General features: G+C 67.3%; 25 protein-coding genes and 1 tRNA gene. 13 read left to right on the top strand and 13 right to left on the bottom strand.

Annotated features, from left to right (window positions below; genetic code table 11):
• The first annotated feature begins 68 nt into the window (after positions 1-68).
• The 5 genes from RSP45_RS02980 (at position 69) to RSP45_RS03000 (ending at position 4,046) form a co-directional block, all read left to right on the top strand.
• Positions 69-497 carry a hypothetical protein gene (locus tag RSP45_RS02980; protein ID WP_415393143.1) on the top strand — a complete coding sequence of 143 codons (429 nt, stop codon included), beginning with the start codon at positions 69-71 and terminating at the stop codon, positions 495-497.
• Between the two features lie 130 nt (positions 498-627).
• Complete coding sequence (locus tag RSP45_RS02985) at positions 628-861, top strand: hypothetical protein (protein ID WP_200796465.1); 234 nt, start codon at positions 628-630, stop codon at positions 859-861.
• Positions 862-990: 129 nt separating this feature from the next.
• Positions 991-1,209 (top strand): hypothetical protein, encoded by a 219-nt coding sequence (locus RSP45_RS02990; protein WP_415393144.1) that lies wholly within the window; start codon positions 991-993, stop codon positions 1,207-1,209.
• 105 nt (positions 1,210-1,314) lie between these two features.
• A complete protein-coding gene (locus RSP45_RS02995) occupies positions 1,315-3,375 on the top strand; it encodes an acetyl/propionyl/methylcrotonyl-CoA carboxylase subunit alpha (RefSeq protein ID WP_073068498.1) in 2,061 nt (686 codons plus the stop codon).
• 2 nt (positions 3,376-3,377) lie between these two features.
• A complete protein-coding gene (locus tag RSP45_RS03000) occupies positions 3,378-4,046 on the top strand; it encodes a hypothetical protein (protein ID WP_415393145.1) in 669 nt (222 codons plus the stop codon).
• Here the strand turns inward: RSP45_RS03000 and RSP45_RS03005 are convergent.
• A complete protein-coding gene (locus RSP45_RS03005) occupies positions 4,012-4,239 on the bottom strand; it encodes a hypothetical protein (RefSeq protein ID WP_415393146.1) in 228 nt (75 codons plus the stop codon). The two genes, RSP45_RS03000 and RSP45_RS03005, sit on opposite strands and share 35 nt — an antisense overlap.
• A gap of 66 nt (positions 4,240-4,305) precedes the next feature.
• A complete protein-coding gene (locus tag RSP45_RS03010; protein ID WP_415393147.1) occupies positions 4,306-4,866 on the bottom strand; it encodes a DUF4174 domain-containing protein in 561 nt (186 codons plus the stop codon).
• 45 nt (positions 4,867-4,911) lie between these two features.
• Between RSP45_RS03010 and scpA the strand changes: the two genes are divergently transcribed.
• The 4 genes from scpA (at position 4,912) to RSP45_RS03030 (ending at position 9,637) form a co-directional block, all read left to right on the top strand.
• On the top strand, positions 4,912-7,053 hold the full coding sequence (scpA, locus tag RSP45_RS03015) for a methylmalonyl-CoA mutase (protein ID WP_415393148.1): 2,142 nt from the start codon (positions 4,912-4,914) through the stop codon (positions 7,051-7,053).
• Between the two features lie 180 nt (positions 7,054-7,233).
• Positions 7,234-7,746, top strand: a complete 513-nt coding sequence (locus RSP45_RS03020; protein ID WP_415393149.1) for a hypothetical protein — start codon at positions 7,234-7,236, stop codon at positions 7,744-7,746.
• Positions 7,747-7,769: 23 nt separating this feature from the next.
• Entirely contained in the window at positions 7,770-8,204 is a 435-nt protein-coding gene (locus RSP45_RS03025; RefSeq protein ID WP_415393150.1) for a methyltransferase family protein, read from the top strand.
• Positions 8,205-8,311: 107 nt separating this feature from the next.
• Positions 8,312-9,637 carry a homoserine dehydrogenase gene (locus tag RSP45_RS03030; protein ID WP_415393151.1) on the top strand — a complete coding sequence of 442 codons (1,326 nt, stop codon included), beginning with the start codon at positions 8,312-8,314 and terminating at the stop codon, positions 9,635-9,637.
• 35 nt (positions 9,638-9,672) lie between these two features.
• Here the strand turns inward: RSP45_RS03030 and RSP45_RS03035 are convergent, their stop codons facing one another.
• Positions 9,673-10,383 carry a GntR family transcriptional regulator gene (locus RSP45_RS03035; protein WP_415393152.1) on the bottom strand — a complete coding sequence of 237 codons (711 nt, stop codon included), beginning with the start codon at positions 10,381-10,383 and terminating at the stop codon, positions 9,673-9,675.
• A gap of 12 nt (positions 10,384-10,395) precedes the next feature.
• On the bottom strand, positions 10,396-11,130 hold the full coding sequence (locus RSP45_RS03040) for a M48 family metallopeptidase (protein WP_415393153.1): 735 nt from the start codon (positions 11,128-11,130) through the stop codon (positions 10,396-10,398).
• Positions 11,131-11,256: 126 nt separating this feature from the next.
• Between RSP45_RS03040 and RSP45_RS03045 the strand changes: the two genes are divergently transcribed.
• The 4 genes from RSP45_RS03045 (at position 11,257) to istB (ending at position 14,997) form a co-directional block, all read left to right on the top strand.
• Positions 11,257-11,571, top strand: coding sequence for an FYDLN acid domain-containing protein (locus RSP45_RS03045; protein ID WP_073068481.1), 315 nt, complete (start codon positions 11,257-11,259; stop codon positions 11,569-11,571).
• 182 nt (positions 11,572-11,753) lie between these two features.
• Positions 11,754-11,829: transfer RNA gene (locus RSP45_RS03050), tRNA-Ala, on the top strand.
• Between the two features lie 851 nt (positions 11,830-12,680).
• Entirely contained in the window at positions 12,681-14,213 is a 1,533-nt protein-coding gene (gene istA, locus RSP45_RS03055) for an IS21 family transposase (protein WP_083539302.1), read from the top strand.
• Positions 14,203-14,997 (top strand): IS21-like element helper ATPase IstB, encoded by a 795-nt coding sequence (gene istB, locus RSP45_RS03060; RefSeq protein ID WP_072464014.1) that lies wholly within the window; start codon positions 14,203-14,205, stop codon positions 14,995-14,997. Before istA ends, istB begins: the two co-directional genes overlap by 11 nt.
• Positions 14,998-15,250: 253 nt before the next feature.
• On the opposite strand, the gene RSP45_RS03065 is transcribed toward istB, so the two are convergent.
• From RSP45_RS03065 to RSP45_RS03105, 9 genes are all read right to left on the bottom strand, one after another.
• Positions 15,251-15,724 carry a hypothetical protein gene (locus RSP45_RS03065; protein WP_415393154.1) on the bottom strand — a complete coding sequence of 158 codons (474 nt, stop codon included), beginning with the start codon at positions 15,722-15,724 and terminating at the stop codon, positions 15,251-15,253.
• 151 nt (positions 15,725-15,875) lie between these two features.
• Positions 15,876-16,310: a hypothetical protein gene (locus RSP45_RS03070; RefSeq protein WP_415393155.1), complete on the bottom strand. Its 435-nt coding sequence runs from the start codon at positions 16,308-16,310 to the stop codon at positions 15,876-15,878.
• Entirely contained in the window at positions 16,307-17,203 is an 897-nt protein-coding gene (locus tag RSP45_RS03075) for a hypothetical protein (RefSeq protein WP_415393156.1), read from the bottom strand. Before RSP45_RS03075 ends, RSP45_RS03070 begins: the two co-directional genes overlap by 4 nt.
• Positions 17,200-17,367: a hypothetical protein gene (locus RSP45_RS03080; RefSeq protein WP_415393157.1), complete on the bottom strand. Its 168-nt coding sequence runs from the start codon at positions 17,365-17,367 to the stop codon at positions 17,200-17,202. Before RSP45_RS03080 ends, RSP45_RS03075 begins: the two co-directional genes overlap by 4 nt.
• A 323-nt stretch (positions 17,368-17,690) precedes the next feature.
• Positions 17,691-20,321 carry a DUF3987 domain-containing protein gene (locus RSP45_RS03085; protein ID WP_415393158.1) on the bottom strand — a complete coding sequence of 877 codons (2,631 nt, stop codon included), beginning with the start codon at positions 20,319-20,321 and terminating at the stop codon, positions 17,691-17,693.
• The gene (locus tag RSP45_RS03090; protein WP_415393159.1) at positions 20,318-20,596 is read right to left on the bottom strand and encodes a hypothetical protein; all 279 of its coding nucleotides are present in this window, start codon (positions 20,594-20,596) and stop codon (positions 20,318-20,320) included. Before RSP45_RS03090 ends, RSP45_RS03085 begins: the two co-directional genes overlap by 4 nt.
• Positions 20,597-20,686: 90 nt before the next feature.
• Positions 20,687-20,992, bottom strand: a complete 306-nt coding sequence (locus RSP45_RS03095; protein WP_415393160.1) for a hypothetical protein — start codon at positions 20,990-20,992, stop codon at positions 20,687-20,689.
• A gap of 106 nt (positions 20,993-21,098) precedes the next feature.
• On the bottom strand, positions 21,099-21,287 hold the full coding sequence (locus RSP45_RS03100; RefSeq protein WP_415393161.1) for a helix-turn-helix transcriptional regulator: 189 nt from the start codon (positions 21,285-21,287) through the stop codon (positions 21,099-21,101).
• A gap of 610 nt (positions 21,288-21,897) precedes the next feature.
• Positions 21,898-23,070 (bottom strand): tyrosine-type recombinase/integrase, encoded by a 1,173-nt coding sequence (locus RSP45_RS03105; RefSeq protein WP_415393162.1) that lies wholly within the window; start codon positions 23,068-23,070, stop codon positions 21,898-21,900.
• Positions 23,071-23,168 lie beyond the last annotated feature (98 nt).

The following is a 23,168-nucleotide window of genomic DNA, read 5'->3' on the forward strand; positions in this document are numbered from 1 at the left end:
CCCGCGGCACGGCCCATCGCGTTCCCCGCCGCGCGCCTTGATGCGTTTTCCAGGAAAGGCGGGGCAGAATGCTGAAGCATCGCGGTTTTCCCGGCCGGCTGCCGTCGACCGACCATCAATTCGTTATCCGTCGCGCCAATGCCAAGGGCGCCACGCCGCTGGTGGCGCGAGAGCGTTACCGCGACCGTTCGCCCAGCGACCGCCGCGCCGATGTGGGGTTCCTGGCCGCGCTGATCGAGCACTTCGGCGACGAGCCTTTCGAACGCGGCAATCTCGACGCCGGGCGGCTGTCCTGGCTGCTGGGGCGCGAGGTGGTCGCCGTCGGCAAGCTGGACCCGCGCAGCTATGACCAGCTGCTGCGCGTCGACCTGGCCCGCGCCCGCGCCAGCTTCCCCGAGATCTTCGCCGGCCAGGACGCCCCCGACTTCGGCTGGGGGCAGGCCGACGACGAGCAGGACGACGACTTCGGCGACGATTCCGGCGAGGAGCGCCGGTGATGCGCATATTGATGCCTATTGCATGGTTTTCACTGCCTTGTCAGTTTGACCCGCGGGGCGACCATGCGATAGTCGTCCCGCACGCACTATCAATTGCCCTGAACCGGGCCTCGAATACAGGCAGAACAACATGCAGAAATCGCTCGTCCTCCGCGTTTGCGGCGTCGCTCTCATCGCCGCCGGCCTCTCGGCCTGCGCGCCGGGCTACAACACCGGCCTGTCGGCTGACACGCAGCGTGCCGCCGGTGGCGCCGTCGCCGGTGCCGTCATCGCCAAAGCCGTGGGCGAACGTGCCGCAACCGGCGCGCTCATCGGTGGCGCGGCGGGCGCGCTGTGCGACGACGTGGGCGTCTGCGCCCCCTGATCGCGGCTGCCGCCGTCGCGGATTCGCCGCCTGCGTCCCCTGCGGGCGCGGCGGCACCCGTTTCAACCAACTGTCGGCCGCCGACGGGGTGATTCCGCTCGGGACCGGCACTGACAGGAAAGACTCGACATGCTCAAACCCCTTCTCCTCGCGGGGATCGGCGCGGCGCTGGTCGCCGGCTGCACCCAGAACATCCGGCCCACCGACGCCGACCGCGCCATCATCGGCGCCGGCACCGGCTATGTCGTCCAGCAGGTCCGCGGCAAGGGCGGTTCCGACCGGCTCAAGGGCGCCGCGATCGGCGCCGTCGGCGGCGCGTTGTGCGACGACGTGGGCCTTTGCCAATAACCTGACCGCGACCGCGCCCGTCGCGCGGCTTGCAATTCCTCCAGGCCGTCCCGGTTTCGCTGACCGGGGCGGCTTTTCCACATCCAGCGCCATCCAGGGACCGCCATGTTCAAGAAGATCCTGATCGCCAACCGCGGCGAAATCGCCTGCCGAGTCATCAAGACCGCGAAGAAGATGGGGATCGCCACCGTCGCCGTCTATTCCGACGCCGACCGCAACGCCCTGCATGTGCGCATGGCGGACGAGGCCGTCCATATCGGCCCGCCCCCCGCGAACCAGTCCTATATCGTGATCGACAAGATCATGGAGGCGATCCGCCAGACCGGCGCCGAGGCTGTGCACCCGGGTTATGGTTTCCTGAGCGAGAACATGAACTTCGCCGCCGCTCTTGAGAAAGAGGGTGTGGCGTTCATCGGCCCGCCCTCGCCCGCGATCGAGGCGATGGGCGACAAGATCACCTCGAAGAAACTTGCGCAGGAAGCGGGCGTCAGCACCGTCCCCGGCTACATGGGGCTGATCGCCGACGCCGACGAGGCGGTGAAGATCTCGACCGAGATCGGCTATCCGGTGATGATCAAGGCCAGCGCCGGCGGCGGCGGCAAGGGGATGCGCATCGCCTGGAACGACCAGGAGGCACGCGAGGGCTTCGAATCGTCCAAGAACGAGGCCGCCAACAGCTTCGGCGACGACCGCATCTTCATCGAGAAATTCGTGACGCAGCCGCGCCACATCGAGATCCAGGTTCTGGCCGACCAGCACGGCAATTGCGTCTATCTGCACGAACGCGAATGCTCGATCCAGCGCCGCAACCAGAAGGTGATCGAAGAGGCGCCCTCGCCCTTCCTCGATGAGGCCACGCGCCGCGCGATGGGTGAGCAGGCGGTGGCGCTGGCCAAGGCGGTGGGCTATACCTCGGCGGGCACGGTCGAGTTCATCGTCGACGCGAACAAGAACTTCTATTTCCTTGAAATGAATACCCGTTTGCAGGTCGAGCACCCGGTGACCGAGCTGATCACCGGCGTCGATCTGGTCGAGCAGATGATTCGCGTCGCCGCGGGTGAAAAGCTGCCCTTCGCGCAGGAGGACCTCCGGATCAACGGCTGGGCCATCGAAAGCCGGCTGTATGCCGAGGACCCGTATCGCAACTTCCTGCCCTCGATCGGGCGGCTGACCCGCTATCGCCCGCCGGTGGAAACCGCCGCCGGGCCGCTGCAGGACGCGGGCAAATGGGTGCCGGCGCATCCGGGCGACGCGCCCGCGGTGGCGCAGACCGGGGTGCGCAACGACACCGGCGTCTACGAGGGCGGCGAGATCAGCATGTTCTATGACCCGATGATCGCCAAGCTCTGCACCTGGGCGCCCGACCGCGCCGCCGCGATCGAGGCGATGCGCGGCGCGCTGGACGGGTTCGAGGTCGAGGGAATCGGTCACAACCTGCCGTTCCTGTCGGCGGTGATGGACCACCCGCGCTTCGTCTCGGGCGACATCTCGACCGCCTTCATCGCCGAGGAATACCCCGAGGGCTTCCAGGGCGCGACCCTGCCCGACGCCGAGCTGGAACGCATCGCCGCGGCGGTCGCCGCCATGCATCGCGTCGCCGAAATCCGCCGCACCCAGATCAGCGGCCGGCTGGACAACCACGAACGCCGCGTGGGCCAGAACTGGGTGGTGTTCCTGGACAAGCGCGAGTTCCCGGTGCGGATCAACGCCGACAAGCAGGGCTCGACCGTCGAGGTGAACGGCGGCCGCAGCCTGCGCGTCGAATCGGACTGGAAACCGGGGATGTCGCTGGCGCGGCTGGTGGTGGACGGGGCGCCGCTGACACTCAAGGTCGATGCGATCCCGGCCGGGCTGCGCATCCGCACCCGCGGCGCCGAGATCCGCACCCATGTCCGCCGCCCGCGCTCGGCGGAACTGGCGCGGCTGATGCCCGAGAAACTGCCCCCGGATACCTCGCGCTTCCTGCTCTGCCCCATGCCGGGGCTGGTGGTGCGCATCAGCGTGGCCGAGGGCGACGAGGTGCAGGAGGGCCAGGCGCTGGCCACGGTCGAGGCGATGAAGATGGAAAACATCCTGCGCGCCGAGCGCAAGGGCGTGGTCAAGTCGATCAACGCCGAGGCCGGGCAGAGCCTGCAGGTGGACGAAGTCATCATGGAGTTCGAGTAACCTTGTCAGACCCGGCGGCCAGCAGCTTCAGCCCCCCGGTCGTGGCCGCGCTGGTCGCGGCCGCGGTGGCGGTGCTGGCCTGGCCGGTGAACGACTGGCTGAACCGCCGGCGCGCGCGTGCGCTGCGCGCCGAGCGGGTGGCCGACGTGCAGCGTGCGCTGCTGGCCGAAATCCGGGCGCATGTCGCCACGCTGGAAAAACAACGCCCGCGCGACGATGTGATGCGCGAGGCGGCGGCGACCAAGCTGACCATGGGCGACCACACGCTGACGCCACCCCATGACGCCAATGAGCGCATTTTTTGCGCCATCATGGCCGAGGTGCATGTCCTGCCGGGATGGGCCATCGACCCGGTGGTGCGTTATTACGGGTTGCTGGCGGCGCAGCGCGCCCTCGCACAGGACATCCGCGCCCATCTTGCGGACCGGCCGGACAGCGCAATCAGCATGTTCCAGCATTACCTGACACGGAATGACGAGATACTAAGGACCGGCCGCGAGGCGATGCTGATCCTGACCGCCAGCCTTGAGGGCGGGGAAGACGCCGTCAAGGCGCTGAAGGCCGCGTTGGAGAAACAAAAGAACGCGCAGATCCTGTCCGCCCTGCCGGGCGAACTGGATCAGCTGCGCGCGCGGCTTAATAAACGATCTTCGAATCCGAGGGGCCGGTGATGGGGGACAGACCGGCAATCGCCGCGATCTCGTTCGAGGTCTTTGCGTTCAGCAGCCGCTCGACCAGTTCATCGGTCGGGGTAAGCCGGCGACCCAAGGGGGCCTCGTCCGGCTTGGGCGCATCCGCCGCGTCGGACGGTTTGGCGACCCAGCGGCGCAATATCGACGTTCGAGCCATGGCGACCCCCTGCATCAGTGGCGCGCGACATGCGGCCTTACCGCAGAATATAGGGCGCCGCCCCGGTTCAGACAACAGCGCTTACCGGCCCCCATGCGCGCGGGTCTCGCCACGCCGCACCGGGGTCTTGTCGATGGCGCGGCCGATTTCGCGGCTATCCCAGGGCGAGGGCTTGCGGTCGATCACCGTGCCGTCAAGATCCAGCACCATCAACGAAAACCCCCGCGGCCGCAGCTTCTGCCGCCAGGGCGACTGCGCCGCCGGGTCGGTGTCGGTGATGACCGTCACGCGGCGGCGCTCGAGCGCTGCGGGGTCGCGCTGCAACAGCTCCATCTGCGTCGCGAATGCGGCATCGGCGGGGGTGTCGGCAAAGACCACCACCGGCCGGCGCTCGAACAGCAGCGCCTCGGGGGTGATGTCGGTGGCGGCGCGGATGTCCAGTTGCTCTGCCGCGGGCGGCTGGGGCGCGACCGGGGCGGCTGCGCTGTCGTCGCGCGGCGTGGTGCCGGGGCGGGCGGGGGCCGCGCGCTCGACCGTGATGCTGTCGGGTGGCGGCGTCGAGCCGCCCATCGCCAGCACCGGGCCGCAGGACATCAGAACCAACGCAAGACCCGTGAGCTTGCCAAGCAGAAATCTTATCATGTTTGGGAATATAGCGACTGCGGTCGCATCGGAAAGGACCATGAAATGACCAGCACCCCTGAACTTGACCAGTGGCGCGCCTTGGCCTCGAAAGAGCTGAAGGGCGCCGACCCCGATAGCCTGAACTGGGACACGCTGGAAGGGATCACCGTCAAGCCGCTGTATACCGAGGCTGACACCGCCGGGCTGGACCATATGGGCAGCCTGCCGGGGCTGGCGCCGTTCACCCGCGGCCCCCGCGCCACGATGTATGCCGGCCGCCCGTGGACGATCCGGCAATATGCGGGCTTTTCCACCGCCGAGGAATCGAACGCCTTCTACCGCCGCAACCTGGCCGCCGGGCAGCAGGGCGTGTCCGTCGCCTTCGACCTGGCCACGCACCGCGGCTATGACAGCGACCACCCGCGCGTGGAAGGCGACGTGGGCAAGGCCGGGGTCGCCATCGATTCGGTCGAGGACATGAAGATCCTGTTCGACGGCATCCCGCTGGACAAGGTGTCGGTGTCGATGACCATGAACGGGGCGGTGATCCCGATCCTGGCCAATTTCATCGTCGCGGGCGAGGAACAGGGCCACCCGCGCGCGGCGCTGTCGGGGACCATCCAGAACGACATCCTCAAGGAGTTCATGGTCCGCAACACCTATATCTATCCGCCCGAGCCCTCGATGCGGATCATCGCCGACATCATCGGCTATACCTCGGCCGAGATGCCGCGGTTCAACTCGATCTCGATTTCCGGCTATCACATGCAGGAAGCCGGGGCGAACCTGGTGCAGGAGCTGGCCTATACCCTGGCCGACGGCCGCGAATACGTGCGCGCCGCCATGGCCGCGGGCATGGACGTGGACGAATTCGCCGGGCGACTGTCGTTCTTCTTCGCCATCGGCATGAACTTCTTCATGGAGATCGCCAAGCTGCGGGCCGCGCGGCTGCTGTGGCACCGGATCATGACCGATTTCGGCGCGAAGAAACAGTCGAGCCTGATGCTGCGCACCCACTGCCAGACCTCGGGCGTCAGCCTGACCGAGCTCGACCCCTATAACAACGTCATCCGCACCGCATACGAGGCGATGAGCGCGGCGCTTGGCGGCACCCAGTCGCTGCACACCAACGCGCTGGACGAGGCGATCGCCCTGCCCACCGATTTTTCCGCCCGCATCGCCCGCAACACCCAGCTGATCCTGCAGGAAGAAACCGGCATCACTCATGTGGTCGATCCGCTGGCCGGGTCCTATTACATCGAATCGCTGACCGCCGAGCTGGCCGACAAGGCCTGGGCGATCATCGAGGAGGTCGAGGCGATGGGCGGCATGACCAAGGCCGTCGCCACCGGCCAGCCCAAGCTGCGCATCGAGGAAACCGCCGCCCGCCGGCAGGCAATGATCGACCGCGGCGAAGAGGTCATCGTCGGGGTCAACAAGTACCGCAAGGACAAGGAAGACCCGATCGACATCCTCGACATCGACAACATGGCGGTGCGCGCCGCGCAGATCGCGCGGCTGGAACGGATCCGCGCCACCCGCAACCAGGCCGCCTGCGACGCGGCGCTGGCCGAGATCACCCGCCGCGCCGCCGAGGGCGGCAACCTGCTGGAAGCCGCGGTCGAGGCGGCAAGGGCGCGTGCAACCGTTGGGGAAATCAGCATGGCGATGGAAAAGGAGTTCGGCCGCCACCGGGCCGAGGTGCGCACGCTCGCCGGGGTCTATGGCGCCGCTTATGAGGGCGACGAAGGCTTCGCCCGCATCCAGAAGGACGTCGAGGCGTTTGCCGAGACCGAGGGCCGGCGCCCGCGGATGCTGGTGGTCAAGATGGGCCAGGACGGCCACGACCGCGGCGCCAAGGTGATCGCCACCGCCTTCGCCGACATCGGTTTCGACGTCGACGTGGGGCCGCTGTTCCAGACCCCCGAGGAAGCCGCGCAGGATGCCGTCGACAACGACGTGCATATCGTCGGGATCTCGTCGCAAGCCGCCGGCCACAAGACGCTGGCGCCCAAGCTGATCGAGGCGCTGAAGGCTCAGGGCGCGGGCGACATCATCGTGATCTGCGGCGGCGTGATCCCGCAGCAGGATTACGAGTTCCTGCGCAACGCCGGCGTCGCCGCGATCTTCGGCCCCGGCACCAACATCCCGGCCGCCGCGCGCGAGATCCTGGATATCGTCAAGGCGAAACGCGCGGCGGCGTGACGTCGCCGCTGCAGCGGGGGCTTGCCGCCCCCCGCACCCCCCGGGGGTATTTGGGCCAGAAAGAAGCCCCGGACTGGCGCTCTTGCCCGAGGCCGGGGGACGTGCCACCAGTCGGCACATGGATCGGATCAGGCGTCCCGACGGTTTTCGGCGGGCCGCGGCGCGCAGGCGGCTTATGGCATGGTGCGAATAGACGGCGCCCCCTCGGTCTGGCACGAGTTGCCAGAGCCGCTCGCGCTCGAGATCGGGCGGGCGGTCGCCAGTTTCGGCCATCTCGAGGACATGCTGAAGCGTGCGATCTTCGCGCTGGACCAGCGCCGCCTGCCGGCCTCGATCCACGACCGGGACTTTCGCAGCTGGCTGCGCCGCATGGATCACGTCGCCGCCGATTCGCTGGGCACGCTGATCGAGCGGCTGGAACGCACGCTGGCGCGCGAGGGGCGCGCCGACCCCGAGCTGATCGCGCAGCTGGACGAGGTGAAATCCTGGCGCAACCTGCTGTGCCACGCCAACTGGCAGCCGCGCGGCGGTGCCTGGCAGCCGATCTTCGCCAACACCAGGGGCGAGATCTTCGACGGCACGCTGGATCCGCTGGACATCCGCGCCATCCGCGACATGTCGCTGGACAGCGCCCGGCGGGTGGCCCGGATCATCGAGGCGCTGGACGACGGCGGCAACGGCTGGATGGAGTGACCCCGGAGAGGAGCTTGGGCGCGATGGGCAGGGTTCTGGATTATCCGCCGGCATGGCTGGCAATGTTCGCGGCGGCGGCGTGGCTGGCGGGGCGGCTGTGGCCGATGCCGGTGGTGCCAGGCGCGGGCTGGGCGCTGCTGCTGTCGGGGTTGGTGCTGATGGCGGCGGCGGCCTGGGTGATGCTGCGCGGCGGCGCCACCGTGGACCCGACCCGGCCGCCGACCGCGCTGGTCACCCGCGGCCCCTATCGCCTGTCGCGCAACCCGATCTATCTGGCGGATGCGCTGATCCTGGCCGGGCTGTGCCTGCTGTGGCAGCCTTGGGCCGCGCTGCTGCTGGTGCCGGGGTTCATGGCGGTGATCCAGCACCGCTTCATCCGGCGCGAGGAAGCCTGGCTGCGCGCCCGCGACGCGCGCGGCTTCGACGCCTGGGCGGCGCGGACCCGGCGCTGGCTGTAGCCCCCTGCCCGTTCGCCCGCGTTGCCAAGCCGCGGCCCGCGGGATAACACGCGGCGACCGCGGCGCGGGTTCTGCCTGCCTCGCACCCCATCGTATACGAGGCCCCCATGTCCGCCACCCCTTCGCCCGCGTCGCCAGTGCCTGGCCCCGCGCCGCTGCGCCTTGGCATCGTCGGACTGGGCACCGTGGGCATCGGGGTGGTGAAGATCGTCCAGAACCACGCCGGCCTGCTGGCGGCGCGCGCCGGGCGGCCGCTGCAGATCACCGCCGTCTGCGCCCGCGACCGCACCCGCAACCGCGACGCCGACATTTCCGAATACGTCTGGGTGGACAGCCCGGTCGAGCTTGCCCTGCGCGACGACGTGGACGTGCTGGTCGAGCTGGTCGGCGGCACCGAGGGCGCCGCGCGCGAGGCGATCGAGCTGGCGCTGGACCACGGCAAGGACGTGGTGACCGCCAACAAGGCGCTGCTGGCCGTCCACGGTCAGGCGCTGGCCGAGCGGGCCGAGCGTCAGGGCCGCACCATCCGCTATGAGGCCGCGGTCGCCGGCGGCATCCCGGTGATCAAGGCGATCACCGAGAGCCTGGCCGGCAACCGCATCTCGCGGGTGATGGGGGTGATGAACGGCACCTGCAACTATATCCTGACCCGGATGCAGTCGGCCGGCCTGCCCTACGAGGCCGTGTTCGAAGAGGCGCGGCAGCTGGGATATCTCGAGGCCGACCCGACGCTGGACGTGGGCGGCATCGACGCCAGCCACAAGCTGGCGATCCTGGCCGCGCTGGCCTTCGGCACCCGCGTCGCCTTCGATTCGGTGGAGATCGAGGGGATCGAGCGGATCTCGATCGACGACATCAACCGCGCCGCCGACATGGGCTATCGCATCAAGCTGCTGGGGGTGGCGCAGATGACCGGCCGCGGGCTGGAACAGCGGATGTCGCCCTGCCTGGTGCCCGCCGACAGCCCGCTGGGCCAGCTGGAAGGCGGCACCAACATGGTGGTGGTCGAGGGCGATTCGGTCGGCCAGATCGTGCTGCGCGGCGCCGGCGCCGGCGAAGGCCCGACCGCCAGCGCGGTGATGTCCGACCTGGTGGAACTGGCCCGCGGCGTGCGGATGCCGGTGTTCGGCCAGCCCGCCGAGCGGCTGGCAGTGCCGCAGCCCGCCCGCACCGCGGTGCCCGCCGCCTATTACCTGCGGCTGACGCTCGCCGACAAGCCGGGCGCGCTGGCCAAGGTGGCGACGGTGCTGGGCGACGCCGGGATCTCCATCGACCGGATGCGCCAATACGGCCACACCGTCGGCGGCAGCGCCCCGGTGCTGATCGTCACCCACAAGACCACCCCCGAGGCGATCCAGCACGCGATGGAACAACTGCCCCGCACCGGCGTGGTCGAGGGCGAGCCGGTCGAGCTGCGTATCGAGGAAGTCTGAGGCCCGGGCAGCCCCACGGCAGGTCGCCGCGGGGCTCAGCGCCCCTCGCCCGGCACCGGCAGCAGATGACGCAGCCCCTGCGTCACGTCGGTGCGGATCGCCAGCCGCAGCGCCGGTTCGTCCCCCGCGCGCAGTGCCGCTAGGATCATGCGGTGATGGCGCGGGGCCTCGTTGCGGCGCATCTTCTGGTAGACGGCGCGCATGGTCGGCCCCAGCTGCAGCCAGATGGTTTCCAGCATCGCCAGCATCGCCGGGGCCTGCGCCCGCAGGTAGAGCGTGCGGTGGAACTCGAGATTGCTGCGGATATAGCCGACCGCATCGTGGTTTTGCGCCGCATCCCCGATCGCCGCATTGATCGCCGCCAGCCGGTCGATCAGCGCCAGATGCGCGCGGGGCAGCGCGCGGGACGCCAGCTCGGGCTCGATCAGCGCGCGCAGGGCGGCGAGCTCTTCCAGCCGCTCGACCGACAGCGCCGGGGTCGCCACCCGCCCCGAGGCCGACAGCGTCAGCGCCCCCTCGGCCACCAGCCGCCGCACCGCCTCGCGTGCAGGGGTCATGCTGACCCGCGCCTCGGCCGCGATGCCGCGCAGGGTCAGCGCCTTGCCCGGCGGCAGCTCGCCCAGCATGATCCGGCCGCGCAGGCTGCGATACAGCCGCTCATGCGCCGAGGGCTGCGGCGGCGACGCGGCCGGGGCGCTGGCCGGGGCGGATGAGGTCGGGGTCGGGGCGGTTCTGGGGCTGATCATGCCGATTTGTGATCACGTTTCCGCCACGCTGTCAATTTCACGCCCCTCCTCCGCGTTATCCTCCTCGGCCGCAGCGCCGCGGAACTGCCAGGCGTGCAGCGTGCCGCCATGCGTGCGCAGCCAAGCCCGCCGCGCCGCGTAATCGGGACACAGCCGCGCCACCGCCGCCCAGAAATCCGGCGAATGGTCCATATGCGCCAGATGCGCGACCTCGTGCGCGGCGACGTAGTCCAGCACCTCGGGCGGGGCCATCGCCAGCCGCCAGGAATACATCAGTCGCCCGCGATCGGTGCAGCTGCCCCAGCGCGACCGTGTGTCGCGCAGCGCGATGGCGGTGAAGCGCCGCCCCAGGGCCGCGGCGTGGCGGTCGCTGGCCGCCGCCAGCCGCGCCTGCGCCAGCCCGCGCAGAAAGGCCGCCGCGGTCAGGCCCGGCGGCCGCAGCCCCGGCAGGATCAGCGCCTCGCCCTCGACCTGCGGGGCGCGGACATCGGCCGGGGTCAGCAGCAGCGCCCGCCCCTCGACCGGCAGCAGCGCGCCGAAGGCCACCACCCGCGCCGGCGGCAGCGCCGCCAGCGCGCGGGACAGCCAGTCGCCCTGCTGGCGCAGAAAGGCCAGCGCCTGAGATTCCGGCATCCGTCGCGGCAGGGTCAGCGTCACCGAGCCGTCGCGCCGCGACACCCGCAGCGTCATCCGCCGCGCCCCCGCATGGCGGCGCAGCGTCACCTCGGTCCCGTTCTCAAGGATCATCCTGCCGCCCAAAATCCCCGTCCCCTCGCCCGCCCCGCCGCCGGTGGGGCGAAAGCCTTTGACACCCCCGGAACCCTGTGGCAGGGGAGGCCGGATTTACCTGACCTTTGGCGAAAAGAGAACACCATGCCCAAAGAGGAATGGGGCACCAAGCGCCTTTGCCCCAGCTGCGGAAGCCGCTTCTATGACCTGCGCAACGACCCGATGACCTGCCCGGTCTGCAACGCCCAGTTTTCGGCCGAAAGCCTGGCGACGGCGCGCGGCCGCGCCCTGATCAGCGAGAAGACCGCCCGCGACGCCGATCAGGACGACGTGGTCGATGACGATCTGGACGATGCCGCCGACGGGGGCGAGCTGGACGACGATCTGCTGGACGACGACGATGACGCGGATGTCTCGCTGGACGAGATCGCCGATGTCGCCGAGCCCGACGAGGACTGAGCGCCCCGCGACCCCTGCCACGAAAGCCCCCCTTTGCGGGGGCTTTTCCTTTTCCGCCAGCCGGTTCCGCCACAATCTTCGCAGTTGCAACGAAACCGCGATTTTCCCTCTTGCACCCCGCCGCAACACCCCATATACGACCCCCCACGCGGGCGGCGCCAGACGCAGCCCGGACCTCCGGTGGGGCCATAGCTCAGTTGGTAGAGCGCTTGAATGGCATTCAAGAGGTCAGGGGTTCGACTCCCCTTGGCTCCACCAAACTTCCTTGCGATTTCTCTGTGAAAACAAGGCTCTAGGCTTAGGCCTTAGGGGCGCTATCCCACAATTTATCCCACATCGCGCGCCGGATGGGGGAGGATTTCCGCGAACCTTGCGGGACGGAAGTTTGAGGTGGGGCCACTGGGGCGGCCGAGTTTTCGGCTCGTCAATCCAGCCTCCAAGGGATCGGTACGACGACGTGGCGCTGCCGGGCCAACGGCCTACGTGCGGCAACGGAGCGATGCGCTCAACCGCTTTGCTGTGCACTTAGTGGTCGCGCCGTTCTCCGCATATGTCGCCATGGTCTTCAACGACGCATTCGCTTCCCGAAGCCTAGTATCCATCCTGCACGCTCGGGACATTGGGACAATACGGACAGAACCCCTCGCCAGCCTTTAAATACTGGGCTTTTGATTGTCCCGCTTGTCCGGGGGGCTTGGGACAAAACCCTTTTGTCCGGGCCGGAACCGTTCCGGGCTTATCGGAATGACAAAGCAGCGCGCCTTCCTCCAGATCCATCGGCCTAGCTTGTGCGCTACACCGCCCCCAGCCCGCTGTGTCCGTCCACCTAAACTAGGGACTTCCAGGGTTCTTCAGCTACGGCCACGACAAGCAGGCTTCGCTACAGGCCGCATTGCTCCATCGGGCAGGCGTTGCAAAAGGCTCGTTATGTGCGTTCGTCAGCTCGCGCTTGGCCTTACCGCCCGATGGCATCACGCGGCACATTCAGGGAGCAGGCTGTTGATTTTCACCCAGAACTGAGCCGGGTAGGCGCATAATTTTCACTGAGAATTGAGCCATGTGAACCTTTCCCCAACGCAGTGAGCGGCGGGGGCAACGGAGTGATCCACATGGGACTTTTGAACATCATCCGACGAATGCATTTGCGGCAGAATCTGTCGATCCGCGAGATTGCGCGGCGCACGGGACTGTCACGGAATACCGTGACGAAGCATCTTGCGGCGGGCACGATCGAGCCGACCTTTGCCACGCCGGAGCGGCCGAGCAAGCTTGACCCCTTCGCCGAGAAGCTGGCCGGCTGGCTGAAGACCGAGGCCGGGAAGTCGCGCAAGCAGCGGCGGACGCTGAAGCAATTGCATGCCGATCTTGAGGCGCTCGGCTTCACCGGCTCTTACGGCCGGGTTGCAGCCTTTGCACGGCAATGGCGGGCAGATCGGCAGCGTGAGCAGCAGACCACGGGGCGCGGAACCTTCGTTCCGCTGTCTTTCCGCCCAGGCGAAGCCTTCCAGTTCGACTGGAGCGAGGACTTTGCCGTTCTGGGCGGCGAGCGCACGAAGCTGCAGATGGCCCATATCAAGCTGGCGCACAGCCGCGCCTTTCTGGTTCGCGCCTATCTCTTGCAGACACACGAGATGCTGTTCGATGCCCATTGGCATGGCTTCCGCGTCTTCGGCGGTGTGCCCGGTCGCGGGATCTACGACAATATGCGGACGGCGGTGGATCGCGTCGGCCGCGGCAAGGAACGGCAGATCAACATCCGCTTCCTCGCGATGGCAAACCATTATGTCTTTGAGCCGGAATTCTGCAATCCGGCGGCAGGGTGGGAGAAGGGGCAGGTCGAGAAGAACGTCCGGGATTCCCGCCACCAGATCTTGCAAGCGATGCCGGACTTTCCCGACCTTGCCGCGCTGAATGTCTGGCTGGAGCAGCGCTGTCAGGACCTGTGGCGCGAGACGGCACACGGCACCTTGCCGGGCTCGATCGCCGATGTCTGGGGCGAGGAGCGGGCGAGCTTGATGCCGTTGCCCACAGCCTTTGATGGCTTCGTCGAGCAGAGCAAGCGCGTCTCGCCCACCTGCCTGATCAGCTTCGAGCGCAATCGCTACAGCGTTCCGGCACCCTTTGCGAACCGGCCTGTCAGCCTGCGGATTTATCCGGACCGGCTGGTCGTGGCGGCCGAGGGCAACATCCTGTGCGAACACCGGCGGATCATCGAGCGCAGCCACCAGCTACCACCGCGAACGATCTATGACTGGCGACATTACCTGGCGGTCGTGCAACGCAAGCCCGGGGCGCTTCGGAATGGCGCGCCCTTCCTGGAATTGCCGCCGGCTTTCCGGCAGTTGCAGGAGCACATGTTACGCAAGCCCGGTGGTGATCGCGAGATGGTCGATGTCCTCGCTCTCGTGCTCCATCACGATGAGCAAGCCGTGCTCACCGCCGTGGAACTGGCCCTGGCCGAGGGCGTGCCCACCAAGACCCATGTCCTGAACCTGCTGCACCGGCTGGTCGACGGCAAGGTGGTGGGGGGACCGCCGCTGGATACGCCACACGCGCTGGCCCTGCGCCGTGAGCCCAAGGCCAATGTCGAGCGCTATGACGGGTTGCGCACCCAAATCGCCGGAGGCCGCCATGCGTCATGATCCCGCCAGCGGCGCCATCGTCATCATGCTTCGCAGCCTGAAGATGCATGGCATGGCGCAGGCTGTCACTGATCTGATCGAGCAAGGCGCCCCGGCCTTTGAAGCCGCCATCCCGATCTTGTCGCAGCTGCTGAAGGCCGAATTGGCTGAGCGTGAAGTCCGTTCCATCGCCTATCACATGAAAGCCGCGCGTTTCCCTGCCTACAAGGATCTGGCGGGCTTCGACTTCTCGGCCAGCGAGGTGAATGAGGCGACGGTGCGCCAGTTGCACCGCTGCGAGTTCATGAGCGGCGCCGAAAATATCGTGCTGATCGGCGGGCCGGGCACCGGCAAGACCCATGTCGCGACCGCACTCGGCATCCAAGCCATCGAGCATCACCGCCGAAAGGTTCGCTTCTTCTCGACCATAGAACTGGTCAACACCCTCGAACAGGAGAAAGCCAGGGGCAAGGCCGGGCAGGTCGCCGAAAGCCTGACCCGCCTCGACCTCGTGATCCTCGACGAACTGGGATACCTGCCCTTCAGCGCCTCCGGCGGTGCATTGCTCTTCCATCTGCTGAGCAAGCTTTACGAACGCACCAGCGTCGTTATCACCACCAATCTCAGCTTCAGCGAATGGGCGACGGTCTTCGGCGATGCCAAGATGACCACCGCGCTGCTCGACCGGCTTACTCATCGCTGCCACATCCTGGAGACCGGAAACGACAGCTTCCGCTTCAAGGCCAGTTCAGCCGCAGCAGCCCAGAAAAAGGAGGGGACGTCACATGCCTTGACCCCAGCTTGACCCTCAATCCATAGTCAGAGGTGGCTCAATTCTCGATGGAAAACCCGGCTCAGTTCTGGGTGAAAATCAACACGCGAGGGCGTTCTGGATCAGAATGTCGCGACCTGTGCCGGACAGCGCCATGGCCAGCGCATTTGCCAGCGGGTCGTTCGGCCCTTGGGACGAGATGGTGAAAGCAGACATGGGGCCAGTCCTTTAAGCGGCGCTTGTGGTATTATAATACCCTATGGATGCGTGCGTTGCTAGTGCGGACTTACGCATTGCCACATGCATCAGTCATGAAATCGCCGACCAGCATCTTGCAGGCATGTAACTGTGCGATGCTTCGCGCTGCTACCGCGCGGATCTTCGGGTCGTCAGGGGCACCACTTTCTTGGGCGATTGCGTAGGAATACCGGCCGGTGGAGTCCGTGACGACGGCAAGCCATGCAAAATGACCGGCGTGGGGATTTAGCGTCATGGCCGGAAAGGCTGACATTTCATCGAGGGTCAACCGCACGGCAGTGATGGCTGCGCCGCTACGAAAGTGGCGAAGAAACACCCTTCGCAGGATGCGCTGGGCATCCTCACCATCAGCGCGGATGAACCCTCCCTGCCTCCCGACCATGATGCTTGTCCTGGCTGCTTCCTCAGCAAGAGCGTCCGCATTGGCGCGATAATAGGCGCGCGCAAACCGTGCGGCCGCTTGATAATCCGCATCCGCCAGAACGGCGTCGGTGCTTGTCATGGATTTGCCTCCGGTTGGCTTTTTCCTGCAACGTTTGTGTCCGATGGCTCAAAAGGCGGCGGTCCTTCTGCACGGAACGGCAGCGCTGCCCAGCCGCCTGCCTCATGCCGGGCGGCCCCCTTCCTAACGGCCGGGCTCTCGTGTTCCGTGGTCATGCTGTTCCTCGCGTCTCACCGATTGGGAAGCCACCAGTCGCGGCCAAGCTCGCCAAACGCAAAAGAGCGAGGCTGCGGGCTGTTTCATTGGCTCGTTTGCTGTCACCGGCGTCGTCTCGAGCGGACTGCAACGCGTAGGTGGCGCGGTATCCAGCGTCCAAACCCACGGCCAGCCAGGTGACGCCGCCCGGCAAGACATGACCACGATGATGTGGAAAGCCCTCGGCCTCCTCCGGCGTAATTGCAATCGCCTGCGGCTCACCTCGGGCTCTCAGCATAGCCGCAAACCCTCGTTGCAGAGCCCCTATTGCGCGGCGATCAGTGACCCGGACCAGGCCACCGGATTGGAAGTCGTAGGTCGCGGCGGCCATCTTCGCTGCGGTTTTGTCGGCGTTACTGGACAGGATCCGGCGCTGGGCGCGATTCATCATGCCACATCCCCAAAACGTGCGACTAGTTCGGCGCGCGCCCCGGCCTCTCGACTCAGGACGCTGGCAAGAATTTCCTGGTCCTGCCGGGCCTCGATTGCGTTCCGCACCAGGGCGGACAGCATGTCAGGCGGGATAGCCTCGGCCTGCACCGTCTCGCCCGTGAAGGCGCGGCGGTCGGTCGCTTTGGGCGGTGCGCTGGGCAGGTCCATTGCCTCGGCCTGCGCCGGTGTCACGGCAAGGCGGGTAAAGCGTGGCGCGCTTTTCGGGTCCAGCCCGTAGCACATTGCCCCCACATCCTCGGCCAGCGCCGTGAAAAGGTGAACGCCGCTCGGGTCCAGGTCGCCAATGTGCAGCACCTCGGCCCTCTGCCCGCCCTGCGTGACGCGGGCCAACTCGCGGGCCAGGTCGTGCTTCGCGGTCAGGCTGTCGAAGCCGCCCGACGACAGCACCGGCACCCCATAGGCATCAGCGGTCCGGGACAGCATCGGGGCCATGCCTGCGGCCTCGCACAGCAGCCACAGGCGCAGCGGCTGCCCCTGTTGCCGGTCCAGCGTGAACCCCTCGGCCTGCCAGCGCAGGCCCCGCAGGAAGGCGGCAGGGCTGTCATAGCCATCGCCCCCGTGACGGCTGCCGCCATCGTCGCGGAAGGCCGCGAAGGGCAACAGCCCGGCCCGGCGGGCGCGGCCCACCGTTTCGCACAAGCGGGAATAGGCGCGCTCGGTCTTGTCGTAGCCATGCGCCCCGACCAGCCGATAGAACACCTGCCGCACCGTCAGGGGCAGATGGGCTGCGTATTCATCCAGCACCCCGCGGACCTGCGCCACAAGGGCCAGCGTCTCGGGGCGAGGGTTCCAGTCCGCGAAACCGCGCGGGCGGGTCCGGCGGGCGGTCATTGGCAAGGCTCCCCTTCCAGGCAGGCAAGCGCCGTGTCGCGTTCGCGGTAGCGCCAGCACTTGCCGCAGAACAGCCGCCCTTGCGGGCCGTGGCGTTCAAGGTCGGACATGCTGTCCCAGCGGTCGCGGCTCACCCATTCCCCGGACCAGTCCAGCCGGACCATGCTGCCAGGGGTGCTAGGCTGGGGTGGCGGAGCCGGCTCGGGACAAAACCTCTGTGGCTGGGACAAAACCCCTGCGCCCTTGGAGACTGCCGCGCCACCTTCGGGACATTGGGGCAAAACGGACAGAGCCTCGGAAACGCCATGTTTGCTGGGGTTTTGAAGGTTCCGGTCCTTGGGACAAAACGCTTCTGCCCTGGACAGAACCCCTGCACCTGCCGGTGGCTGGGGGGTTTTGTCCTTTCTGTCCCAATGTCCCAATGTCCCCGGCCTCATATCGAGCGCTGTCTTGGCGCTGGGCGCACGGGCCATCTCAAGCCAAATGCTCATGCCACCACCTCCCAGATGGCGGGGTTCACGTCATAGGCACGGACGGGCCGTCCGCCCTTGGGAACCTGCGGTGGCGGGGCCAGCCGGATCAGGTCGGCTTCCTCCAAGGCACGGATGGCCGGGGCCAGCTTCACTTCGGTGCCCAGCGCCGTGCGCTCGGTCCGCATGGCCTGCCGGGTTGTGAAGCTGCGCCAGCCCTCGCTCCGGATGACGGACAGCAGCCGCCGCGCCGCGCGTTCCCCGCCAGCCCCGCTGGCCGCCCCATAGGCACGGCGGGCCATCGGCAGGGCGTATTCGGCCAGGAAGTGACAAGCACGGCCAAACTCGGCAGGGGTGATGCGCCGGGGGTCGTCGGCCCCGTCGAAGGCATGAGCGATGCCTGCCAGCACCAGCGACAGACGCGCGGCCATACCGGGCAACTTGCCAATGAAGGACAGCAGCAGTCCCTCGGCTCCCGCTTCCCATCCCGCGCAGGTCTTGCGCCATGCGTTCATCACGTCCTGCGCGTTGGCATCGAAGGGGACGAACCAGGGCCGCAGATTGCCGTTGTCGTCGGGCACAAGATCCATTGCCGTCAGCCGCGCCATGGCGGCATCGGCCAGGGTGTCGGATGCCAACCGCTCGGGTTGCCGGGGCGGCAGGCGCTCGGGCCAGATGGGTAGGAACCGGGCCAGCAGGCCGTCGTCCTTCGCCTTCAACAGCAACTCGGACAGCCTGTCGGGTTGAATTCCGCCTAGCGCACCGATCAACAGCCGCTCAACGGTCAGGGGCGCGCGGCCCATGCGCTCCACCGTGAAGCCCCGCCCACCGAAGGCTTCCAGCCAGAAAGCGCGGTCGGACCCGCCGTTGCGGGCCTCCATCGCCAGCAGCCATCCGGCCAGTTCGTCCCGGAATTGCAAAACGCCCTTCGGCTGATTGGCGGCAATCACGCCAACCCGCTCCACCGTCGCATCCGACAACACCAGGCGCGGGACGTGCGGAGCGCAACCGGCATCGGCCTCGGGCGGCAGCGGCGGCGGGGTGTTGCCCTTGTCCATCGCGGCGGCAGCCTTCTTTTCCCAGACCGCCTGCGCCAGCTTCGCCAGCTTGGCCCGCTTTTCCCATGCCTCGACTTCGGCTTGGGCCGCTTCCCGCAAGGGGCGCTCGGCCCGGCGCAGCGGGGCCAGCACCGCGTCGATTGCCGGGCTTTTCCCGGCGCTGGGATTGCCGATGCACATGGACCAGATCACCGGCGGCTCGGACCAGCCCGGCCATACCGTCACCCAGCGCGCATTGCCCATGGTCGCGCCGGTAACGGACAACAGGGCGGCCAGCACATAGTCGGCGGGTGCGCCCGCCCCTTCGGCGGCGGATGCCACCCATTCGGCGGCGCGGGGCGTCAGCACATCGGCCAGCGGCAGGGACGGCGGCGGGTCTAGGTCGTCCGCCATCAGCCGCAGGTCCGGCGCGGGCCACGCAGGGGGCGCGCTGGACGGCGTCTCCGCCGTTCGGGTGTCAGCATCCCCTGGCGATGCGTGCTGCGACTCTGCGGCGGTTTCCTGTGGCGCGGCAGTGTTCCGGTCGAACGGGTCGAAGCCCAGCGACCCGGCCTCTTGCCGCATTTCGTCGCCAATCTCGCGCAGCGCGGCGGTCATGTTGCCCCCATGTTCAAAATGCGTGAACAGGTCGAAGGCATCGCCCGCCGTCGCCCCGGTTTTCGTGGCGATGCCGAAGCTCTGCCCGGCATCGCTGGACGACAGCGAAACCCACATTTCGTTGGGGCCTTCGCCCAGGATGCGGGTGGCAAAGCTGCGGGTCGTCTGGAACGGGCTGCGCCAGTCCCGTTCGCCCGGCGCCGGGGTCCAGCCATAGCGCGACAGAAGGGCCGCAAGGTCGGTGCGGGCGTTGAACCAGTCCACCGGACTTTGCCCTTCGTCGCCCCGGCTCTTGCGCTCGGCCAGCCGTTGCGCCCGCCGGGCCAACGCCTCGCGTTCGGCGGCTGCCCGCGCGTTCCGGTCGGCGGCAACCTGCCGCGTCAACGGATGGTCGGGGGTCAGGTTCAGCCGCTCGGCCTTGTGCGCCTCGTGCTGATACCAGCCGCCCCGGTTCGGCAGATAGACAAGCTGGCCCGGCTTCATCAGCGCCGGGTCGCAATTCAGCCCATGCTTGCCCAGCGCCACGAACAGGGCAGCCTGATAGTCGGCATAGTCCGCGCCGGTCAGCGGCCGTTGCAGCGGCACCAGGATGCGCCATTTCGGGAAGTCGGCGGTCGCGCTGCGGGTGGCATAGACAAGCCGCGTCACGTCCCCCAGCACGGCCTCCACAGCCGCCGTGACGGTTTCCAGCAGCGGCCCGCCCTTGTCCACGTCCACGGCCAGCCAGTGAAACGCCCCGGCCTCGCGCTGCCGCGCATGGCTGCGGGCGTCGGGGGCGCGATAGGTGGACGGGAGGAACCAGCGGGCCGCTTCCTTCGGCACGCTGGGCGGCTCTCGCACCAGCGCGATAACATCCGCGACCGTCACCCCGTCATAATCGCTTCCGGCCTTGGGCGAGGGATTGGGGCGGCCATCCGACAGCACAGGGGCGCGGGTGTCGGCCTGCCCGATGCCGGAACAGAACAGCAGGGACAGGGGCGTTGCGTGAGTCATGCGCGACCTCCCCGTCCGCTGAATGACCGGGCGACCTTGGCGCGGTCAGCCCCCGCCTTCACCAGCTGGTTCACGTCCCCTGCCAGATCCAGCCGCTCGGCCAGATGCAGCAGGCTACCTCCGGCAATCGCCATTCCCTCACGCAGGGCGTCCAGCGTCTCGGAGATATCCCGATAGGACGTGCGATCAGTGCGCTCGACAAGGTCGCGGGCGGTGAGGGTGATTACCAGCGCGGCAGCCAGCAATTCGGGGTTCGTCGGTTCCCGCTCAATCATGGCTGCACCCCCAGACGAAAGTGGCCAGCATCGCAGCACGGTCGGTGTCGATGCCGTAACGCTGGCACAGGAACGCAATGCGAAGCGCCATCATGCCAGAGCCTTTCGGCCCGGGGTCACACTGGATCGCAGCACGTAGCGCGCATGATAGCCGGGGAACGGGCCCTCGTGGCTTTCATGCAGCGTTTCGATGTTCACGCCCTTCTTGCGGAGCTTGAACACATAGGCGGACCAGCGAGGGTCGGGGCGGTCGATCGGTGTGCACCCCTGTGCGCCCGCGTGGATCAGATGCTCAAGGGCCCAGCGGTCGCGCCCTTTGACAGTAATGATGCGGGGCCTTTCGCCCTCGTCCTTCACGGTAAAGACCCGTTCGGGCCACTGCTTGTTGAAGGTCATAGCCTTGCCTCTGCACTTGCAGGCAAGGGCGCTGTGCGCTACGTATTGGTATCTCCATACCGCCAACGAATAAGCGCCGCCGCCCTCGCCCGGGTGGCGGTTTTCGTTATGCGGCGCGGGCGCTGGGGCGATTCGCCAACCATTCCGCAACCAATGCTTCTGGCCAGGCGACAGCCCGCGCCCCCAGCTTCACCGGGGCCGGAAACTCACCGGCAGCAATCTTTGCGTAGATGGTCGAGCGGCCAAGGCCGGTTGCCTGCACCACGTCGGGAAGGCGCAACATTCTGTAACCCATGGGATAATCCCCTTTGTTCCTGTTCGGGGTCGCCCGCCCGGTTACACCGGAAGTGGATACCTGCTGGACAGGCGACCATGTTTTTTGTCAGGAAGGGGCTGGAAGGGACTGCCAAAGTCTTTCCAACCCCGGCCCGCGATACTTTGCAGAGTGTCGCGGGCCTTCCTGTTTCGGGCATTGCCGCTACCACTGGTAGGGGGTGCGCCTGTCGGGCCGCAAGATGTAGTGGCGTCCCAGTGCTTCCTGATTGGAGCGTTCCCCCTGCGGTTTCAAGCGTCTTATTTCCCCCAGGCACTGCACGATCCTGTTGACATATCGGCGCTAGCTGATCCGCTAACTGCCGGGAACGTCTTGGTTTCGCGGTGCAATCAGCTCGGGCCAGACGCAAGAAAACGCAATGAATACGGGCGGTTGCGGCCGCGAACCCGCACGTTTCCCATAATCCATTCCCAGTGTCGCACCCGCCGGTTTTCACACCTCTTTCTTGAATGAGAACTATACAATATCGACCTGCAAAGTCGGGCAGTCGGTAATGCGATTAGTCGATCTTGCGGGCGCAACTGCCGAGTGGGGTTCGTGCATCACCTCGACCGAAAGCCTGCGAACCACCTCACGCAATGCGGACCACCTTCCCGGCTGATTCGTTCGTGACATAGGCGGCCCATGCGTCCATCAGGCGGCGGCGCTTGTCGAACAGGTCGGAACGGGAATAGGCGCGCTCGACTTCGGACCCGACAAGATGGGCAAGCGATGCCTCGGCCACCTCACGCGGGAAGCCCGTTTTCTCCTGCGCCCAGGTGCGGAACGATGTTCGGAACCCGTGAACGTCCACGGGGAAGCCCAGCCCCTTGACGGTCTTTGACAGCGCCACATCAGACAGCGGGCGACCTTTCTTCATGCCGGGGAACAGCCTGCCGGTGCTGCCGAACAGGGCGCGGGCATCTTCCAGAATAGCGACGGCACGGGGCGACAGCGGCACCCGATGCGGGCGCTTCATCTTCATCCGGGCGGCGGGGATGGTCCATGTTGCCGCGTCCAGGTCGATTTCGTCCCACGTCGCGTCCCTCACTTCCAGGGACCGCATGGCGGTCAGTATCAGAAACTCGATTGCCCAGCGGGTTTGCGGCAATGCCCCACAGTCGCGAAGGGCGGTCAGGAAGTCCGCAACCTCGCCATAGGGCAGCGCCACCCGATGCGCCTGCACCTTTGGCACCTTGGGCAGCGCGGTCGTGATTGCATCCGCCGGGTTGTCCTGCCGCCATCCCTTTGCCACCGCCCATTTCAACACCGTGCCGATGCGCTGGCGCACCCGGCGGGCGGTTTCGTGCTTCACGGTCCAGATGGGCGTGAGCACCCCCAGCACATCGGCGGCGGTCACGTCCGAAACGCGAATATGACCGATGCGCGGGAAGGCATACATCTCCAGCGATGTGATGAAGTCCTTCCCGTGCTTCACGTTCCGCCATGTCGGCAGGTGCAGCCGGTGAACCTCGCGCGCAGCTTCCTCGAAGGTCATCACGGCGGCGGCGTCGCGCTTGTCCCGCAGGGGGTCGCCACCGGCCAGGGCTTCCTTGCGGTTGCGGGCGGCCAGTTCCCGCGCCTCGGCCAGTGATACCGACGAAAGCGGACCCAGCCCCAAGTCGCACCGCTTGCCGCGAATCGTGATTCGCTGCACCCACCGCTTTGCCCCGGATGCGGCCACAACAAGGAACAGCCCGTTGCCGTCGCCATACTTGCCCGGCGTCGTCAGGTTCCTGATGCCCGTTGCCGTCAGCTTCGCCATGTGTCCCCGTCCCACGATTTGCCCCACGCAGAATGTGGGATGGGGTCGGACTATGCAAGACACTATCGGACGAAGGACTGCGAATTATCTGTGCAATC

The sequence above is a fragment of the Paracoccus sp. SJTW-4 genome (genome assembly GCF_047716885.1).
GTDB lineage: Bacteria > Pseudomonadota > Alphaproteobacteria > Rhodobacterales > Rhodobacteraceae > Paracoccus > Paracoccus solventivorans.

Bases quoted from the DNA above. Each gene is read 5' to 3' on its own strand.
- RSP45_RS03075 (WP_415393156.1), bottom strand. From the start codon at position 17,203: ATGACCGCCCGCCGGACCCGCCCGCGCGGTTTCGCGGACTGGAACCCT.
- RSP45_RS03105 (WP_415393162.1), bottom strand. From the start codon at position 23,070: ATGGCGAAGCTGACGGCAACGGGCATCAGGAACCTGACGACGCCGGGC.
- RSP45_RS03070 (WP_415393155.1), bottom strand. From the start codon at position 16,310: ATGATGAATCGCGCCCAGCGCCGGATCCTGTCCAGTAACGCCGACAAA.
- RSP45_RS03040 (WP_415393153.1), bottom strand. From the start codon at position 11,130: ATGATCCTTGAGAACGGGACCGAGGTGACGCTGCGCCGCCATGCGGGG.
- RSP45_RS03090 (WP_415393159.1), bottom strand. From the start codon at position 20,596: ATGATTGAGCGGGAACCGACGAACCCCGAATTGCTGGCTGCCGCGCTG.
- RSP45_RS03020 (WP_415393149.1), top strand. From the start codon at position 7,234: ATGGTGCGAATAGACGGCGCCCCCTCGGTCTGGCACGAGTTGCCAGAG.
- RSP45_RS02980 (WP_415393143.1), top strand. From the start codon at position 69: ATGCTGAAGCATCGCGGTTTTCCCGGCCGGCTGCCGTCGACCGACCAT.
- RSP45_RS03025 (WP_415393150.1), top strand. From the start codon at position 7,770: ATGGGCAGGGTTCTGGATTATCCGCCGGCATGGCTGGCAATGTTCGCG.
- RSP45_RS03030 (WP_415393151.1), top strand. From the start codon at position 8,312: ATGTCCGCCACCCCTTCGCCCGCGTCGCCAGTGCCTGGCCCCGCGCCG.
- RSP45_RS03065 (WP_415393154.1), bottom strand. From the start codon at position 15,724: ATGACAAGCACCGACGCCGTTCTGGCGGATGCGGATTATCAAGCGGCC.
- istA (WP_083539302.1), top strand. From the start codon at position 12,681: ATGGGACTTTTGAACATCATCCGACGAATGCATTTGCGGCAGAATCTG.
- RSP45_RS02985 (WP_200796465.1), top strand. From the start codon at position 628: ATGCAGAAATCGCTCGTCCTCCGCGTTTGCGGCGTCGCTCTCATCGCC.
- RSP45_RS03080 (WP_415393157.1), bottom strand. From the start codon at position 17,367: ATGGTCCGGCTGGACTGGTCCGGGGAATGGGTGAGCCGCGACCGCTGG.
- istB (WP_072464014.1), top strand. From the start codon at position 14,203: ATGCGTCATGATCCCGCCAGCGGCGCCATCGTCATCATGCTTCGCAGC.
- RSP45_RS03100 (WP_415393161.1), bottom strand. From the start codon at position 21,287: ATGGGTTACAGAATGTTGCGCCTTCCCGACGTGGTGCAGGCAACCGGC.
- RSP45_RS03085 (WP_415393158.1), bottom strand. From the start codon at position 20,321: ATGACTCACGCAACGCCCCTGTCCCTGCTGTTCTGTTCCGGCATCGGG.
- RSP45_RS02995 (WP_073068498.1), top strand. From the start codon at position 1,315: ATGTTCAAGAAGATCCTGATCGCCAACCGCGGCGAAATCGCCTGCCGA.
- scpA (WP_415393148.1), top strand. From the start codon at position 4,912: ATGACCAGCACCCCTGAACTTGACCAGTGGCGCGCCTTGGCCTCGAAA.
- RSP45_RS03010 (WP_415393147.1), bottom strand. From the start codon at position 4,866: ATGATAAGATTTCTGCTTGGCAAGCTCACGGGTCTTGCGTTGGTTCTG.
- RSP45_RS03095 (WP_415393160.1), bottom strand. From the start codon at position 20,992: ATGACCTTCAACAAGCAGTGGCCCGAACGGGTCTTTACCGTGAAGGAC.
- RSP45_RS02990 (WP_415393144.1), top strand. From the start codon at position 991: ATGCTCAAACCCCTTCTCCTCGCGGGGATCGGCGCGGCGCTGGTCGCC.
- RSP45_RS03045 (WP_073068481.1), top strand. From the start codon at position 11,257: ATGCCCAAAGAGGAATGGGGCACCAAGCGCCTTTGCCCCAGCTGCGGA.
- RSP45_RS03035 (WP_415393152.1), bottom strand. From the start codon at position 10,383: ATGATCAGCCCCAGAACCGCCCCGACCCCGACCTCATCCGCCCCGGCC.
- RSP45_RS03005 (WP_415393146.1), bottom strand. From the start codon at position 4,239: ATGCAGGGGGTCGCCATGGCTCGAACGTCGATATTGCGCCGCTGGGTC.